The following is a 15,653-nucleotide window of genomic DNA, read 5'->3' on the forward strand; positions in this document are numbered from 1 at the left end:
TCTGGTCACCGATAAGGACGGTTTCACGGCCCAACAAATAAAGGATTTGTTTCTGAATCCCCAGGCGTGACCCGTAATATTTCCGTCATCGTGGTCACGCCGGCGTTCACTTTATCGATGCCGGCCATGCGCAAGCTGTTCATGCCCTGCGCGAGCGCCTCACGGCGTAGCGCCTGTATGTCCGTACCGGGAGTCACCAGCGCCTTGAGCGCTGGGTCCAACGGCATGATTTCATACAGCCCGGCTCGGCCTCGATAACCGCTGTCACGGCATTCCACACAACCGACGGCCTCGTAGCAGCCTATGTTCTCTACATCCGTCACACGCTTGCAGTGGGGGCACAAAACCCTCACCAGACGCTGCGCCATGACGCCTATGAGTGTGGCCTTGATCAAATAATGAGCAATGCCAAGCTCCTGCAGTCGGCTGATGGCGCTGGGCGCATCGTTGGTATGCAGGGTCGAGAACACCAGGTGCCCGGTCAGTGCGGCCTGTATGGCCATCTCGGCGGTTTCCCGGTCACGGATTTCACCGATCATGATGATGTCCGGATCCTGGCGCAGCAGGGCGCGGACGCCGCTGGCAAAGGTGAGGTCGATATTGTGTTGGACCTGCATTTGATTGAACGCCGGCTCGACCATTTCAATCGGGTCTTCTACCGTGCACAGGTTGACCTCTCGGGTCGCCAGTTGCTTGAGGGTGGTGTAGAGGGTGCTGGTCTTGCCCGAGCCGGTCGGGCCTGTGACCAGGATGATGCCATTGGCTTGCCGAGTCATGGCGTGCCAGCGCTGCTGATCGGCGCTCGACAAGCCCAACTGGTCGAAGTCCTTGAGCAGCACCTGAGGGTCAAAAATCCGCATCACCAGCTTTTCGCCAAACGCCGTCGGCAGGGTCGAAAGGCGCAATTCCACTTCGGCGCCTGCCGGGTTCCTGGTCTTGACGCGACCATCCTGGGGTTTGCGTTTCTCGGCCACATTCATTCGCCCAAGACTTTTCAAGCGGCTGACCACTGCGGTGGTGACCTGAGGCGGAAATTGATAGACGTCATGCAACAGCCCGTCGATGCGAAAACGCACCCGACCCTGATCGCGACAGGGTTCGATATGAATATCGCTGGCCCGTTGGGCAAAGGCGTATTGCAACAGCCAGTCGACGATATTGACGATATGCGCGTCATTGGCATCGGGCTCCTTGTCGCTGGCGCCGAGGCTGAGCAGTTCGACGTTGCCGGGTACCGCCATTTTCTGATCGGCGCCGCTGACTGACTTGGCCAAGCGGTAAAACTCGTGGAGGCAGCGCTGGATATCGCGGGGGTTGGCCACCACGCGCTTGATGGTGCGTTTGAGCACTTGAGCGAGCCCGGCTTCCCAGCCGCTGATGTACGGTTGGGCGCTGGCGATCGTGACGCTTTGGGCATCCACGGCGACCGCAAGAATGCCGTGGCGCTGGGCGAAGGCATGGGACATCAACGGCACCACGCTCGCCACGTCGATCTTCAACGGGTCGATGCGCAGGTAAGGCTGACCTGCATGTTGTGCCAGCCATTGGGTCAGGGTCTCAAGACAAGGGCCTTGGGCTGCGATGCATTCCAGGGGGTGTTGAGTGCAAGATGCTGCCTGAATGCTATGCGCCGCCTGTGCGGTAATCAGCCCCTGCTCGATCAACGCCGGCAATAATTGGTGCAGTTCCAAGGGGTGGTCGAGGGAGGCAGCGGTCATGCAGGTTTCCTGGGTGGTTTGCGGTGTAATCCCAGACTAGTCAGTCGCTGGAAATCCTCGTTCCCAGGTGTATTGCAGGTTTTTACCGTGCCGTCGCCGCCAGTGCCTGAGGCCGCTCGGCATCAGCCGGCCACAACTCCAGGTCGCAGACACTGATCAGGTTTCGAATCTTTTCACCGATGACTTGGGCACGGTGCCAGCTAAGGCCGTCGATCACGATATCGATATTCAGCAGGTCGGCGTCCCGGCTCATATTGACGTGGGCTGGCGTCAGGAACTGCAGCGCAAAGTAGTTCAGCACCCGGCACAGCACGTCGGGCTCAGCCTCGGCGACGATCCGATAGTGCGCCTGACAGTGGGCGCTGTTGACGGCCCACGCATCGACGCGGGTGACAGGGTGGGCGGTTTCGACGGCGTGCATACTGACTCTCCAAAATCGACTGGAGGAATTTTCACATTCGCCTAGGGAGATTTCTTATCTAAGATGAGCCTTATTGGCGCATTATCGAATCAATCAATTCAAAAAATACACCTCTAAAGGTATTTCTATGCACAGCGAGTTGGACGTCTACGATCGCCGCATTCTGGCCCTGCTGCAAGAGGACGCCTCGCTCTCCAGCGCACAGATCGCCGAACAGGTCGGCCTGTCGCAGTCTCCGTGCTGGCGACGCATTCAGCGGCTCAAGGAAGAGGGCGTGATCCGGGGCCAGGTCACCCTCTTGGACCGCAAGAAAATCGGGCTCAACACGCAGATTTTCGCCGAGATCAAACTCAACGCTCACGGCCGCTCCAACTTCACTGAGTTCACCGAAGCGATTCGCGGATTTGCGGAGGTGTTGGAGTGTTATGTGCTGATGGGGTCGGTGGATTTTCTGCTGCGCATCGTCACCTCGGACATCGAGGCGTATGAGCGGTTTTTCTTCGAGAAGTTATCGATGGTGCCGGGGATCCAGGAGGTCAACTCCATCGTGGCGTTGTCGGAGATCAAGTCCACTACCAGCCTGCCAGTATTGCGCTGACAGGGCGGGCCTCATCGGGAGCAAGCCCCCTCCCACACAATGTGGGAGGGGGCTTGCTCCCGATGGCGATTTTACAGGCGCAGGAGGGTCTTCCAGGCCCGGTTCTGATACACCGCAATCGCCTGGTGCATACGCGCATCCAGCGATTCATCGGTGATCGGCTGGTTAGCCAACTGCGCCAGCTTGTTCAGCTCGCCGTACAAACGGTCCAGTTCCGCAATGTCTACCACATGGCGCGCATGGTGCAGCCAGGCCTGGATGCGTTCGATGCGCGGCAGTTGCTCGGCGAGGTCTTCGGGCTGTTGCTGGTAGCGCGGCAGTTGCAGGGCGACGGCGTCGTCGGCCAGCAGGCGTGGCAGCCAGTTGGTGATTTGCGCAGCGCCCTGGCGGTTGCCGCGCACGTTACGCTCGGCGGTCCAGGTGCGGGCCAGCAGCCAGCGCGAGGTATTCAGTGAGAACAGGCCCCAGCGTACATCTTGCAATTCTTCGATGAACTGCTCCGGCGCGGCTTTGCGAATGTCTTCATCGTCGTCACCGGCCTGGACCAGCGGGCGCCAGTCTTCCAGCAGTGCATCCAGGGCGCTGCGCAGTTCGCTGGTGGATTGGCGCGGCGCGGCCTGGCCGAGGCTGCCGATCAGCGCGCGCAACTCACCCAGGTTCTCGACCCAGTCCTGCAGCAAGCGCCAGTGGCCGTTGAAACGGTATTGCTCGGCCAGGCGCTGGCTGCTGCCCAACAGGTGCCACATGATTGCGGCGAAAGCATCATCCAAAGGCATTTCGGCGTGGATCTGCGGTGCCGGCAGGCTCAATGAGTAGCTGCTCGCGTCATACAGGCGGTAGCCGCGCTCGGCTTTGCTGATGTCACAGGGCATCAGCGCCAGGGTCGCAGCCAGTTCGGCGGCCAGCTCCAGCAGGGCGGCGGGTTCGCCTTCGCGCAATTCCAGTTCCAACTCGCAGATTTCTTCCTTCTGCTTGCCGACCACCACATGGCCCAGGTCCAGGGCGGCTTCGATCACCACCTTGGCCTTGCCACGGCCCCAAGCGATTTCGGCGCGTTCACGCACGAAGTCGGTGGTGAAGATCGGCTTGAGGGTCTTTTTGTCCAACTCGGCCAGTTGCTCGGGCCAGCACTCGCCGTCGAGTTTCTTCACATCGAGCTTGGCTTTGGGCAGGTCCCAGTTGTACTCGTTGCGTTCCGACAAGCCGGCGACGCTTTGGCCGCGGGTCTTGAGGGTCTGAATGATGTCGTCACCGTCCTTGCGCAGGCGCAGGGCGACCTTGGCCTGCGCCAGGTCGCGCTCGGGGGTGTCGAAGTATTGATTCATCAACTCACGGCGTTCCCAGCCACTTTTGTTGCGTTTTTTCAGTAGCGGGTGCTCACGTAGCGCGGCGAGTGTTTCGCGGCTGACGCGGAGCTTGATTTCGGTTTCTTTCTGCATGGCCGGAAAATCCAGGATCGGGAGCGCAGCCGGGGAAAAGTGTGGCTGCCAAGGTCGTGCAGTGTACAGGACTGAGCCCGGCAACGTGCCGCAACGGTTTATTGTGTTGGGCAGATGCCTCTATAGTGAGGTTCATCCGGGAAGTTGGGAGACCGCGCATGCCGTTACCGTCCATGAAAGAGCAGTTCGCCGCCTTGATCGCCGCGCCGTCGGTGAGTTGCACCCAAGCGTCTCTCGACCAGACCAACCGCCCGGTGATCGATCTGCTCGCCGCGTGGCTGGGCGACTTGGGTTTCGCTATCGACATCCAGCAAGTCAGCCCTGGCAAGTTCAACCTGCTCGCCAGTTTCGGCAGCGGCCCCGGTGGCTTGGTGTTGGCGGGCCATAGCGATACGGTTCCTTATGATGAGGCGCTGTGGAAGACCGATCCGCTCAAGCTGACGGAAGTCGATGGCCGTTGGGTGGGGCTGGGCAGTTGCGACATGAAAGGATTTTTTGCCCTGGCCATTGAAGCGGTGTTGCCGTTGCTGGACCAGCCGTTCAAGCAGCCGCTGCTGATCCTCGCCACCTGTGACGAGGAAAGCTCCATGTCCGGCGCGCGTGCCCTGGCCGAGGCGGGGAGGCCGTTGGGACGGGCGGCGGTGATTGGCGAGCCAACTGGGCTCAAGCCGATTCGCCTGCATAAAGGCGTGATGATGGAACGTATCGACATCCTTGGCCGCAGCGGCCACTCGTCGGACCCAAGCCTGGGCCACAGCGCCCTCGAAGCCATGCACGATGCCATCGGCGAACTGCGCGGCCTGCGCCTGGCCTGGCAGCGTGAGTATCGCAATGCGCAATTCAGCGTGCCGCAGCCGACCATGAATTTCGGCTGTATCCACGGCGGCGACAACCCTAATCGCATCTGCGGCCAGTGCTCCCTGGAGTTCGACCTGCGACCTTTGCCAGGCATGGACCCCGAGGTGCTGCGTGCGGCGATCCGGCAGAAGCTCGAACCCTTGGCCGAGCGTCATAAGGTCAAGATCGACTACGCGCCGCTATTCCCCGAAGTGCCGCCTTTCGAGCAGCCCGAAGACACCGAGTTGGTGCGGGTGGCGGAACGTTTGACCGGTCATCGTGCTGAAGCAGTAGCGTTCGGCACCGAAGCGCCTTATCTTCAGCGCCTTGGTTGTGAAACCCTGGTGCTTGGCCCCGGCGACATCGCCTGCGCCCACCAGCCGGGCGAGTACCTCGAAATGTCACGCTTGACGCCTACAGTGCGTCTATTGCGGGAATTGATCGAACATTACTGCCTGAAACCTGCATAAATTAACCTTTGCCCATTCGTACATAAGGAGAGCGAGCGTGTCGCCAAGCCTGTTCCGACGATAACCATCAGCCCGCTGTGCGTTTTTGCGACTCATCCTTTTTCGGCTGCTTTTTATTACAGGCCCAGGTGTTATGCCCGAATACGTTAATTGGCTTCGTCACGCTTCGCCCTATATCAATGCCCACCGCGACTGCACCTTTGTGGTCATGCTGCCTGGCGACGGTGTGGAACATCCCAACTTCGGCAATATCGTCCACGACCTGGTGCTGCTCCACAGCCTGGGCGTGCGGCTGGTGCTGGTGCACGGTTCGCGTCCGCAGATTGAAACCCGCCTTGAAGCACGCGGCCTGACCCCGGCTTACCACGAAGGCTTGCGCATCACCGATGCGGCGACGCTGGAGTGCGTGATCGACGCTGTCGGCCATCTGCGTATCGCCATCGAAGCGCGCCTGTCCATGGACATGGCCTCGTCGCCCATGCAGGGCTCGCGCCTGCGCGTGGCCAGCGGCAACCTGGTGACGGCGCGCCCGATTGGCGTGCTTGAGGGCGTTGACTATCACCACACCGGCGAAGTCCGCCGGGTCGACCGCAAAGGCATCAACCGCCTGCTGGACGAGCGCTCTATCGTGCTGCTGTCGCCGTTGGGCTACTCGCCTACCGGGGAAATCTTCAACCTGGCCTGCGAAGACGTCGCCACCCGCGCCGCCATCGACCTGGGTGCCGACAAATTGCTGCTGTTCGGCGCCGATCCCGGCCTGATCGATGAGAACGGCCGTCTGGTACGTGAATTGCGCCCGCAGCAAGTGCCTGCGCACCTGCAACGCCTGGGCAGCAACTATCAGGCCGAGCTGCTCGATGCCGCTGCCGAAGCCTGTCGGGGTGGAGTAGGGCGCAGCCATATCGTCAGCTACGCCGAAGACGGCGCCTTGCTCACCGAGCTGTTTACCCGCGACGGCGGCGGTACGCTGGTGGCCCAGGAGCAATTCGAACTGGTGCGCGAAGCGGCGATTGAAGACGTCGGCGGTTTGCTGGACCTGATCAGCCCGCTGGAAGAGCAGGGCATTCTGGTGCGTCGTTCGCGGGAAGTGCTGGAGCGGGAAATCGAACAGTTCAGCGTGGTCGAGCGCGAAGGCATGATCATCGCGTGCGCAGCGCTGTATCAGATTGCGGATTCGGATGCGGGCGAGCTGGCGTGCCTGGCGGTGAACCCGGAGTACCGCCACGGCGCACGCGGCGATGTGTTGCTCGAACGCATCCAGACCCGTGCACGTGCTCAGGGGTTGAAGACCTTGTTCGTGCTCACCACGCGCACGGCCCACTGGTTCCGTGAGCGCGGTTTTGTGCCGAGCAGCGTGGACCGCCTGCCGTCGGCGCGTGCGTCGCTGTACAACTATCAGCGCAACTCCAAGATCTTTGAAAAGGCCCTGTAAAAGAGTACGGCTCTGTGTGGGAGCTGGCTTGCCTGCGATAGCAGCGCCTCGGTTTATCTGAACGACCGAGTTGCTGGCATCGCAGGCAAGCCAGCTCCCACCGAAGACTGTATTTATTGTGTGATGAATTTGTCGGTCACATAGGCCGAATAGTCCGGCAACACCGTCTCCACCTTGGCTTGCTCTTTCAAGAACTTCGCCGTCTCCCCAATCGCCTTCGCCGTACCGCCCTTGAGCAGCGCTTCGGTCTGTTGTGCCTGCGCATCGGGAAACGTCGTGCCCGCCAGCAACTCTGGAATATCGTCGGCATTGGAGCCTGTCAATTTGGCGATCTTCTGCACCGGTTCCGAATCCACCGTCCAACTGTCTTTATGCGCGGCATAGTCGGCGAATGAATCGAGGGTGACCTTGGCAAACCTGGCCACTACCTCAGGATGTTTTTCGGCGAAATCCTTGCGTGCTACCCACACTTCAAACGTCGGTGCGCCCCATTGGCCCACCTGCGCCGCATCGGTCAGGGTTTTGCCGGTCTTGCGGATTTCGCCCAGGGCCGGTGACCACACGAATGCGCCGTCGATATCGCCGCGCTTCCAGGCGGCGGCGATTTCGGCCGGTTGCAGGTTCACCACTTTGACTTGTTTAGTGTCCAGCCCCCAATGCTTCAGGGCGCCGAGCAGGCTGTAATGGGAGGTTGAGACGAAGGGTGTGGCGATGGTTTTGCCGATCAGGTCTTCGGGTTTGTCGATGCCACTGCCATTACGCACTACCAGGGCTTCAGAAGCGTTGATCTGTGCCGATACGATAAACGCGACGATGGGTAGATTGCGCGAAGCGGCTGCGGCGAGGGGGCTGGAACCGAGGTTGCCGATTTGTACATCACCCGAGGCAATGGCCGTGACCACCTCCGGGCCACTGTTGAACCGGCGCCAGGCGATTTTCTCACCAATGGTTTTTTCGTAGAGGCCGTCAGCCTGGGGGACTTTGCTGGGATCGATGCCGGTCTGGTAGCCGACCGTCAAATCGGCCGCGCTGACACCAAAAGAAAGTAATACCGATACAAAAACTGTAACAAATTGACGGGAGGATGTGCGTTTGGCCATGATGGCGTCGCCTTTTTGATCGTGAGTGACGTATGCAACCGTACGGTCACACTAATCGATCTAAAAAAGCACTGGTAAATACCCTTTAGGAATTAGCTTATGGAGCGGTTCGTGTCACTCGACCCACCCGCTTCACGCATCCGCTTATTCCCGAATCGTATGAAAAAGAATGAAACAATTCTTTTTGGGTGTATGAAAAACTCATTACCCTGCAGGGACCAAATCAACTGCGATTAGACGAAGGTAGTAGACACACAAGGTTACGATTGACTTGCTAGTCACTATCTGGCGCTAATCGCGCATCTGTGGATCCAGGGCGTCAGACCCGGGGCCAAAGAAATACAAAAATTAGAAACGAGAGGAGCGGTACATGAAGAAGTCCACCTTGGCTGTGGCTGTAGCTTTGGGCGCAATCGCCCAGCAAGCAGGCGCCGCCGGTTTCATCGAAGACAGCAAGGCCACACTGGGCCTGCGTAACTTCTACATCAACACCGACAACCGTGAAGGTGCTGGTGCGAACAAGAACGAAGAGTGGGGCCAAGGCTTCGATCTGCGTTTCATCTCCGGTTACACCCAAGGCACCGTCGGCTTCGGTCTTGACGCTATCGGCCTGCTGGGTGTTCGCCTGGATTCCGGCGGCGGCACCAACGGCGCGACCGCCAGCTCGTATGGCGGCACCATCTTCCCGAGCAAGTCCAATGGCGAAGCCGTTGATAACTACTCCAGCCTGGGCCTGACCGCCAAAGCGAAGATCTCCCAGACCGAACTGAAGCTGGGTACCTTGCAACCCAAGCTGCCGGTCATCGTGACCAACGATGGTCGTATGCTGCCGCAGACCTTCCAGGGTGGCCAGATCACCTCCAGCGACATCAAGGACCTGACCCTGGTTGCCGGCCAGATCGAAAAAGCCAAGGGCCGTAACTCCAGCAACAACGAAAGCCTGTCCATCTCCGGCGCCAACAGCCGTGGCGTGAACTGGCGTTCGAGCAACAAGTTCTACTACGCCGGTGGTGACTACAAGATCACCAAGGACCTGACCGCCCAGTACTACTACGGCAACCTGGAAGATTTCTACAAGCAACACTTCCTGGGCCTGACCCACAACTGGGCTATCGGCCCTGGCGTGCTGAAGTCTGACCTGCGTTACTTCAACAGCTCCGACGACGGTAACAACGGCAACCAGTCTGCCTACTTCTCCACAGGCAACTACGGTGGCGTCAACTCCGGTCGTGGCAAGGTCGACAACAACCTGTACAGCGGCCTGTTCCTGTACTCGGTTGCCGGCCACACCTTCGGTGGCGGTTACCAGGTCAGCAACGGCAGCAGCGACTTCCCTTGGCTGAACCAGGGTGACGGCTCGTCGGCCTACATCACTACCGACATGCAGATCCAGAAGTTCGCCCGTGCCGGCGAGCGCACCTGGCAAGCTCGCTACTCCTACGACTTCGCCAAGGTGGGCGTACCTGGCCTGACCGCTGGTGTGGTTTACCTGAAGGGTGATCATATCGACACCGTTGCCAGCAACCGTGCCGAGTTCACCGGCCAGTCCGAGTGGGAACGTGACATCACTGTTGCCTACGTCGTACCGGAAGGTCCGCTGAAAAACGTCGGCGTGGCGTGGAAAAACGCTATGTGGCGCAGCGACATCGCCAACGCACGTAACCAGGACGAAAACCGCCTGATCGTCAGCTACTCGATCCCGCTGTTGTAAGACTGTAAAGCCTTGCCCGGCGCAATGCCGGGCAAGGTGTACTGCTTTCAAGTCGGGCTCAACCCCCGCAAGCCCCTCCTGAAACCCTCTTTACTACAGCGACTCAAGGCCTTCTCGAACCTTGAAAACAATGTTGATCTTCGCCTGTGCCCAAGTCCAATGAACACATTTTTAATATTCCTTTATCGTCTAGATAAATCGATATTTATTCTTTTTAAATAATTTCAAATCCATGCACAGTGGGCTCCATAAGCACTCATCAGGAGCCACACCATGAGCCTAAGACTGGGCGACATCGCCCCCGACTTCGAACAGGATTCCAGCGCCGGCAAGATTCGCTTCCACGAATGGCTGGGCGACAGCTGGGGTGTGTTGTTTTCCCACCCGGCAGACTTCACCCCGGTGTGCACCACCGAGCTGGGCTTCACCGCCAAGCTCAAGGACGAATTCGCAAAACGTGGCGTCAAGGCCATCGCCCTGTCGGTAGACCCGGTGGACTCGCATCACAAGTGGATCGAAGACATCAATGAGACCCAGAACACCGTGGTCAACTTCCCGATCCTGGCCGACGCCGACCGCAAGGTCTCGGACCTCTACGACCTGATCCACCCCAACGCCAGTGACACCCTCACCGTGCGCTCTTTGTTCGTGATCGACCCGAACAAGAAGATCCGTCTGACCATCACCTACCCAGCCAGCACCGGGCGCAACTTCCATGAAATCCTGCGGGTGATCGACTCGCTGCAACTGACCGACAACCACAAGGTCGCCACGCCCGCCAACTGGCAGGATGGGGATGAGGTGGTGATCGTGCCGTCGCTCAAGGACGAGGAAGAGATCAAGAAGCGCTTTCCAAAGGGCTACCGCGCGGTGAAGCCGTACCTGCGGCTTACCCCACAACCCAACCGCTGACACAGATCCCATGTGGGAGGGGGCTTGCTCCCGATGGCGGTCTGTCAGTTACCAAATACTTACCTGACCCACCGCTATCGGGAGCAAGCCCCCTCCCACATGTTAAGTGCATTTTCAAAGTAAGCATGCAGGGGTTTTCAGGCCGTTTTCACGGCCTTTTTTTTCGCCTGGCGATTGATAAACGGCTTATGTATTTATGGAATAAACAAATGAATAAATAAGATTTATAGATATATAAATCTGCTGATAAGGTCTATCCCATCTTGGCGCCATCGCCGCACAGCGAACCGCCGACACTTGCTCAAGGAATCTCCTGCATGCTGGTCGTAACACTTGGAGGCAGTCCCAGCCAGCGTTCGCGCTCCGGGGTGTTGCTGGATAAAACCCGTCAATGGCTGCAACAGCAGGGCGTGGAAGTGGTGAGTTACCAGATACGCGACTTCCCGGCTGAAGACTTGCTGCACGCACGGTTCGACAGCCCCAAGGTCATCGACCTGTTGCAACAGGTGGCCAATGCCGACGGCCTGGTGATCGCCACACCGGTGTACAAGGCGTCGTTTTCCGGCGCGCTGAAAACCGTGCTGGACCTGCTGCCCGAACGTGCCTTGGCCCATAAGGTGGTATTGCCGATGGCTACCGGCGGCAGCATCGCCCACATGCTGGCGGTGGACTACGCCCTGAAGCCGGTGCTGTCGGCTCTCAAGGCCCAGGAATTGCTCCACGGCATTTTCGCCGAAGACAGCCAGATCGCCTATGGCGAAGGCAGCGTCCAGGCGCAACTGGTGCCGGTACTTGAACGACGCTTGCACGAAGCCCTGGAGCAGCTCTACAGCGCCATGGCCCGACGCCCCAAGCCGCTGGACCCCGATGTGTTGAATGAACGCTTGTTGAGTGCTCGCTGGAGCATCTGACCCTTACCCGAAAATCGAGAAACACTCACCTTACTCAGCCGCCAACGGCCAAGCAGGTGCAGCCAAAACCCTAATCGCAACTGTGGAGAGAGCGCCATGCGCACTGTCATCTTGCGTCGTGGTCTGGTCGCACTGTTTGCTGCGGCTGTGTCCTTCGGCGCCATTGTTCAAGCCCAAGCCGCCGAGACCCTGCGGATCGGTTATCAGAAGTACGGCACCCTGGTGCTGCTCAAGGCCAAGGGCACCCTGGAAAAACGCCTGGCCGCCCAAGGTGTGCAGGTGCAGTGGACCGAGTTTCCCGGCGGCCCGCAGTTGCTTGAGGGCCTGAATGTCGGCTCCATCGACTTCGGCGTCACCGGTGAAACGCCACCGGTGTTTGCTCAGGCGGCCGGCGCCGACTTGCTTTACGTCGCCTACGAACCGCCTGCGCCTACCAGTGAAGCGATCCTGGTGCCCAAAGACTCACCGATCAAATCGGTCGCCGAGCTCAAAGGCAAAAAGGTTGTGCTCAACAAAGGCTCCAACGTGCATTACCTGCTGGTGCGAGCCCTGGAAGATGCCGGCCTCAACTACACCGACGTGAAAACCGTATTCCTGCCACCTGCCGATGCCCGTGCCGCCTTCGAGCGCGGCAGTGTGGATGCCTGGGTGATCTGGGACCCGTACCAGGCCGCCGCCGAGAAACAACTGCAAGCCCGTACCCTGCGTGACGGCACCGGCATTGCCGACAACCATCAGTTCTACCTGGCCACCAAACCCTACGCCGAGCAACACCCTGAAGTGATCAGGGCGCTGGTGGAAGAAGTGCGCGCGGTGGGCGAGTGGTCCAAGGCCAACCCGCAGGAAGTCACCGAACAAGTCGCACCGCTGCTGGGCCTGCCCGCCGACATCACCCTGACCTCGGTGAAACGCCAGGGCTACGGTGCGCTGTTCCTGACCCCGGAAGTGGTCGCGGCCCAGCAGAAAATCGCCGACAGCTTCTACCAGCTCAAACTGATCCCCAAGCCCTTGAGCATCAAGGACGTGATCTGGACGCCACCCGCCGCGGTTGCTAAAGCGCCGTAATCCGATTCCTTCAGGAGACAACTCCATGAGCCTCAATATTTTCTGGTTCCTGCCTACCCACGGCGACGGCCATTACCTTGGCACCGCCGAAGGCGCCCGCGCCGTCGATCACGGTTATTTGCAACAAGTGGCCCAGGCCGCTGACCGCCTGGGTTTCGGCGGGGTGTTGATCCCTACCGGTCGCTCCTGCGAAGACTCGTGGCTGGTGGCTGCCTCGCTGATTCCAGTGACCCAGCGTTTGAAATTCCTGGTTGCTCTGCGCCCCGGGATCATTTCCCCGACGGTCGCCGCACGCCAGGCCGCCACCCTGGACCGGTTGTCCGGTGGTCGTGCGTTATTCAACCTGGTGACTGGCGGTGACCCGGAAGAGTTGGCTGGCGATGGCTTGTTCCTCAGCCACGAAGAACGCTATCAGGCATCGGTGGAGTTCACGCGCATCTGGCGCCGCGTGCTCGAAGGCGAAACCGTGGACTACGACGGCGAGCACATCAGCGTCAAAGGCGCCAAGCTGCTCTACCCACCGGTCCAGCAACCGCGCCCGCCGCTGTACTTCGGCGGTTCCTCCGAAGCGGCCCAGGACCTGGCAGCCGAGCAGGTGGAAATGGTCCTGACCTGGGGCGAGCCGCCGGCTGCTGTCGCGGAAAAAATCGCCCAGGTTCGCGCCAAGGCCGAGAAACTCGGGCGTACCCTGCGCTTCGGCATTCGCCTGCATGTGATTGTGCGCGAGACCAACGAAGAGGCCTGGAAAGCCGCCGACAAACTCATCTCCCATCTGGACGACGACACCATTGCCCGCGCCCAGGCGTCGCTGGCGCGTTTCGATTCGGTCGGTCAGCAACGCATGGCCGCTTTGCATGGCGGCAGCCGTGACAACCTGGAAGTCAGCCCCAACCTGTGGGCCGGCGTCGGCCTGGTGCGTGGCGGAGCAGGCACGGCGCTGGTCGGCGATGGCCCGACGGTTGCGGCGCGGGTCAAGGAATACGCGGACCTGGGTATCGACACCTTTATCTTCTCCGGTTATCCACACCTGGAAGAGTCGTATCGGGTCGCCGAACTGTTGTTTCCGCATCTGGATATCGAACGTCCCGAGTTGCCGAAAAGCGCCGATTACGTCAGCCCGTTTGGCGAGATGGTCGCCAACGACATCCTTCCCAAAGCTGCGTCACAGAGTTGAGGCGCCGTTATGGACTTTGAAAAATTCAGCCATCGCGTGGCGCCCTGGGTGCTGCCGATCTTGTTGCTGGCGGTGTGGCAGTTGTCGGTGTCGGCGGGGTGGTTGTCGACGCGCATCCTGCCGGCGCCGAGTGCGGTGATCGAAGCCGGAGTCAACCTGGTGGTCAGCGGCGAAATCTGGACACACCTGGCCATCAGTGGCTGGCGTGCCGGCCTGGGCTTTGTGATCGGCGGCAGCATTGGTTTGGCCCTGGGCTTTATCACCGGGTTGTCGAAGTGGGGCGAGCGCTTGCTGGACAGCTCTGTGCAGATGATTCGTAACGTGCCGCACCTGGCGCTGATTCCACTGGTGATCCTGTGGTTCGGCATTGACGAGACCGCGAAGATTTTCCTGGTGGCACTCGGCACGTTGTTCCCGATCTACCTGAACACCTATCACGGTATCCGCAACGTCGACCCGGCGCTGGTGGAAATGTCGCGCAGCTATGGCCTGTCGGGGTTCAGCCTGTTCTGGCAAGTCATCCTGCCTGGCGCGCTGCCGTCGATCCTGGTGGGCGTGCGCTTTGCCCTGGGCTTTATGTGGCTGACGCTGATCGTGGCGGAAACCATCTCGGCCAGTTCCGGCATCGGTTACCTGGCGATGAATGCCCGTGAGTTCCTGCAAACCGACGTGGTGGTGCTGGCCATCGTGATGTACGCGATCCTCGGCAAACTCGCCGACCTGGCGGCGCGTGGCCTGGAACGGGTATGGCTGCGCTGGCACCCGGCGTATCAAGTCAAAGGAGGTGCGGCATGACAGCTCAACAACCCCCGCGCCTGCTCAAGGGCATTCCCCTGGCGGTGCGCAAGTTGCGCAAATCCTTCGGCACTCGCGAAGTGCTCAAGGACATTGACCTGCATATTCCGGCCGGTCAATTCGTGGCCGTGGTAGGTCGCAGTGGCTGCGGCAAGAGTACCTTGTTGCGCCTGCTGGCGGGGCTGGACAAGGCCAGTGGCGGCGAGCTGCTGGCCGGCTCCGCGCCGCTGCACGAGGCGATTGAAGACACACGATTGATGTTCCAGGAAGCGCGTTTGCTGCCGTGGAAAAAGATCATCGACAACGTCGGCCTCGGCCTTACGGGCAACTGGCGCCCCAGGGCGCTGGAGGCCCTGGAAGCGGTGGGTCTGGCCGAGCGCGCCAATGAATGGCCGGCGGCCTTGTCCGGTGGCCAGAAGCAGCGTGTGGCGTTGGCCCGTGCGCTGATTCACCAGCCGCGGCTGTTGCTGCTCGATGAGCCGCTGGGCGCACTGGACGCCCTGACCCGCATCGAGATGCAGCAACTGATCGAGAACCTCTGGCGCAAGCACGGTTTCACTGTGTTGCTGGTGACCCACGATGTCAGCGAAGCCGTGGCGATTGCCGACCGGGTGATTCTGATCGAAGACGGCGAAATCGGTCTCGACCTCGCCGTCGACCTGCCACGCCCACGGGCCCGTGGTTCACACCGCCTGGCCGCGTTAGAGGCCGAGGTGCTCAACCGCGTGCTGTCGCTGCCCGGTTCACCGCCGGAACCCGAACCTGTTTCACCGCTGCCGACGCAATTGCGTTGGGCTCAATAACCCACACAGGAAAAACATCATGACTATTAAAGCCATCAACGTGCGTAACCAGTTCAAAGGCACCATCAAGGAAATCGTGGTCGGTGACGTACTGTCGGAAATCGATGTGCAGACGGCGTCGGGTATCGTTACTTCGGTGATTACCACGCGCTCGGTGAAAGAGCTGGAGCTGGTGATCGGCAGTGAAGTGATTGCCTTTGTGAAATCGACTGAGGTGTCGATTGCCAAATTGTGATTGCTTGAGATCGCTATCGGGGGCAAGCCCCC

The 15,653-nt window shown here is 60.1% G+C and carries 15 protein-coding genes; 11 read left to right on the top strand and 4 right to left on the bottom strand.

Annotated features, from left to right (window positions below; all coding sequences use genetic code 11):
- Positions 1-23: 23 nt before the first annotated feature.
- Together E3O56_RS04885 and E3O56_RS04890 are read right to left on the bottom strand one after the other, a co-directional pair.
- Positions 24-1,718, bottom strand: a complete 1,695-nt coding sequence (locus E3O56_RS04885; RefSeq protein WP_248127933.1) for a GspE/PulE family protein — start codon at positions 1,716-1,718, stop codon at positions 24-26.
- A gap of 82 nt (positions 1,719-1,800) precedes the next feature.
- Positions 1,801-2,139: a hypothetical protein gene (locus E3O56_RS04890; protein WP_032878844.1), complete on the bottom strand. Its 339-nt coding sequence runs from the start codon at positions 2,137-2,139 to the stop codon at positions 1,801-1,803.
- Positions 2,140-2,266: 127 nt separating this feature from the next.
- Here E3O56_RS04890 and E3O56_RS04895 point away from each other — a divergent pair, with 127 nt between their 5' ends.
- On the top strand, positions 2,267-2,737 hold the full coding sequence (locus tag E3O56_RS04895) for an Lrp/AsnC family transcriptional regulator (RefSeq protein WP_005792372.1): 471 nt from the start codon (positions 2,267-2,269) through the stop codon (positions 2,735-2,737).
- A 71-nt stretch (positions 2,738-2,808) separates the two neighbouring features.
- Here the strand turns inward: E3O56_RS04895 and E3O56_RS04900 are convergent, their stop codons facing one another.
- On the bottom strand, positions 2,809-4,176 hold the full coding sequence (locus E3O56_RS04900; RefSeq protein ID WP_005792371.1) for a CYTH domain-containing protein: 1,368 nt from the start codon (positions 4,174-4,176) through the stop codon (positions 2,809-2,811).
- 158 nt (positions 4,177-4,334) lie between these two features.
- Between E3O56_RS04900 and argE the strand changes: the two genes are divergently transcribed.
- Both argE and argA read left to right on the top strand, forming a co-directional pair.
- Positions 4,335-5,483: an acetylornithine deacetylase gene (gene argE, locus E3O56_RS04905; RefSeq protein WP_103734196.1), complete on the top strand. Its 1,149-nt coding sequence runs from the start codon at positions 4,335-4,337 to the stop codon at positions 5,481-5,483.
- 133 nt (positions 5,484-5,616) lie between these two features.
- Positions 5,617-6,915 carry an amino-acid N-acetyltransferase gene (gene argA, locus E3O56_RS04910; protein WP_005792368.1) on the top strand — a complete coding sequence of 433 codons (1,299 nt, stop codon included), beginning with the start codon at positions 5,617-5,619 and terminating at the stop codon, positions 6,913-6,915.
- A 113-nt stretch (positions 6,916-7,028) separates the two neighbouring features.
- Here the strand turns inward: argA and tauA are convergent, their stop codons facing one another.
- Positions 7,029-8,015 (bottom strand): taurine ABC transporter substrate-binding protein, encoded by a 987-nt coding sequence (gene tauA / locus E3O56_RS04915; protein ID WP_248127934.1) that lies wholly within the window; start codon positions 8,013-8,015, stop codon positions 7,029-7,031.
- 370 nt (positions 8,016-8,385) lie between these two features.
- On the opposite strand from tauA, the gene E3O56_RS04920 reads away from it, so the two are divergent.
- The 8 genes from E3O56_RS04920 (at position 8,386) to E3O56_RS04955 (ending at position 15,621) form a co-directional block, all read left to right on the top strand.
- Positions 8,386-9,726: an OprD family porin gene (locus E3O56_RS04920; RefSeq protein ID WP_032878849.1), complete on the top strand. Its 1,341-nt coding sequence runs from the start codon at positions 8,386-8,388 to the stop codon at positions 9,724-9,726.
- Positions 9,727-9,999: 273 nt separating this feature from the next.
- Positions 10,000-10,638: a peroxiredoxin gene (locus E3O56_RS04925; protein WP_003195267.1), complete on the top strand. Its 639-nt coding sequence runs from the start codon at positions 10,000-10,002 to the stop codon at positions 10,636-10,638.
- A gap of 317 nt (positions 10,639-10,955) precedes the next feature.
- On the top strand, positions 10,956-11,549 hold the full coding sequence (gene ssuE, locus E3O56_RS04930) for an NADPH-dependent FMN reductase (RefSeq protein WP_032878851.1): 594 nt from the start codon (positions 10,956-10,958) through the stop codon (positions 11,547-11,549).
- 96 nt (positions 11,550-11,645) lie between these two features.
- Positions 11,646-12,614 (top strand): sulfonate ABC transporter substrate-binding protein, encoded by a 969-nt coding sequence (locus tag E3O56_RS04935; RefSeq protein ID WP_032878852.1) that lies wholly within the window; start codon positions 11,646-11,648, stop codon positions 12,612-12,614.
- 25 nt (positions 12,615-12,639) lie between these two features.
- Complete coding sequence (ssuD, locus tag E3O56_RS04940; RefSeq protein ID WP_248127935.1) at positions 12,640-13,788, top strand: FMNH2-dependent alkanesulfonate monooxygenase; 1,149 nt, start codon at positions 12,640-12,642, stop codon at positions 13,786-13,788.
- Positions 13,789-13,797: 9 nt separating this feature from the next.
- Positions 13,798-14,583, top strand: a complete 786-nt coding sequence (gene ssuC, locus E3O56_RS04945) for an aliphatic sulfonate ABC transporter permease SsuC (protein WP_032878854.1) — start codon at positions 13,798-13,800, stop codon at positions 14,581-14,583.
- The gene (gene ssuB, locus E3O56_RS04950) at positions 14,580-15,386 is read left to right on the top strand and encodes an aliphatic sulfonates ABC transporter ATP-binding protein (protein WP_005792359.1); all 807 of its coding nucleotides are present in this window, start codon (positions 14,580-14,582) and stop codon (positions 15,384-15,386) included. The genes ssuC and ssuB overlap by 4 nt, the downstream gene beginning before the upstream one ends.
- 19 nt (positions 15,387-15,405) lie before the next feature.
- Positions 15,406-15,621, top strand: coding sequence for a TOBE domain-containing protein (locus E3O56_RS04955; RefSeq protein ID WP_003176783.1), 216 nt, complete (start codon positions 15,406-15,408; stop codon positions 15,619-15,621).
- Positions 15,622-15,653: the final 32 nt, after the last annotated feature.

This window comes from Pseudomonas sp. W2Aug9, from assembly GCF_023127755.1.
Lineage (GTDB): Bacteria > Pseudomonadota > Gammaproteobacteria > Pseudomonadales > Pseudomonadaceae > Aquipseudomonas > Aquipseudomonas synxantha_A.

Bases quoted from the DNA above. Each gene is read 5' to 3' on its own strand.
- tauA (WP_248127934.1), bottom strand. From the start codon at position 8,015: ATGGCCAAACGCACATCCTCCCGTCAATTTGTTACAGTTTTTGTATCG.
- E3O56_RS04900 (WP_005792371.1), bottom strand. From the start codon at position 4,176: ATGCAGAAAGAAACCGAAATCAAGCTCCGCGTCAGCCGCGAAACACTC.
- ssuC (WP_032878854.1), top strand. From the start codon at position 13,798: ATGGACTTTGAAAAATTCAGCCATCGCGTGGCGCCCTGGGTGCTGCCG.
- ssuD (WP_248127935.1), top strand. From the start codon at position 12,640: ATGAGCCTCAATATTTTCTGGTTCCTGCCTACCCACGGCGACGGCCAT.
- ssuB (WP_005792359.1), top strand. From the start codon at position 14,580: ATGACAGCTCAACAACCCCCGCGCCTGCTCAAGGGCATTCCCCTGGCG.
- E3O56_RS04925 (WP_003195267.1), top strand. From the start codon at position 10,000: ATGAGCCTAAGACTGGGCGACATCGCCCCCGACTTCGAACAGGATTCC.
- E3O56_RS04885 (WP_248127933.1), bottom strand. From the start codon at position 1,718: ATGACCGCTGCCTCCCTCGACCACCCCTTGGAACTGCACCAATTATTG.
- E3O56_RS04920 (WP_032878849.1), top strand. From the start codon at position 8,386: ATGAAGAAGTCCACCTTGGCTGTGGCTGTAGCTTTGGGCGCAATCGCC.
- argE (WP_103734196.1), top strand. From the start codon at position 4,335: ATGCCGTTACCGTCCATGAAAGAGCAGTTCGCCGCCTTGATCGCCGCG.
- ssuE (WP_032878851.1), top strand. From the start codon at position 10,956: ATGCTGGTCGTAACACTTGGAGGCAGTCCCAGCCAGCGTTCGCGCTCC.
- E3O56_RS04935 (WP_032878852.1), top strand. From the start codon at position 11,646: ATGCGCACTGTCATCTTGCGTCGTGGTCTGGTCGCACTGTTTGCTGCG.
- E3O56_RS04955 (WP_003176783.1), top strand. From the start codon at position 15,406: ATGACTATTAAAGCCATCAACGTGCGTAACCAGTTCAAAGGCACCATC.
- argA (WP_005792368.1), top strand. From the start codon at position 5,617: ATGCCCGAATACGTTAATTGGCTTCGTCACGCTTCGCCCTATATCAAT.
- E3O56_RS04890 (WP_032878844.1), bottom strand. From the start codon at position 2,139: ATGCACGCCGTCGAAACCGCCCACCCTGTCACCCGCGTCGATGCGTGG.
- E3O56_RS04895 (WP_005792372.1), top strand. From the start codon at position 2,267: ATGCACAGCGAGTTGGACGTCTACGATCGCCGCATTCTGGCCCTGCTG.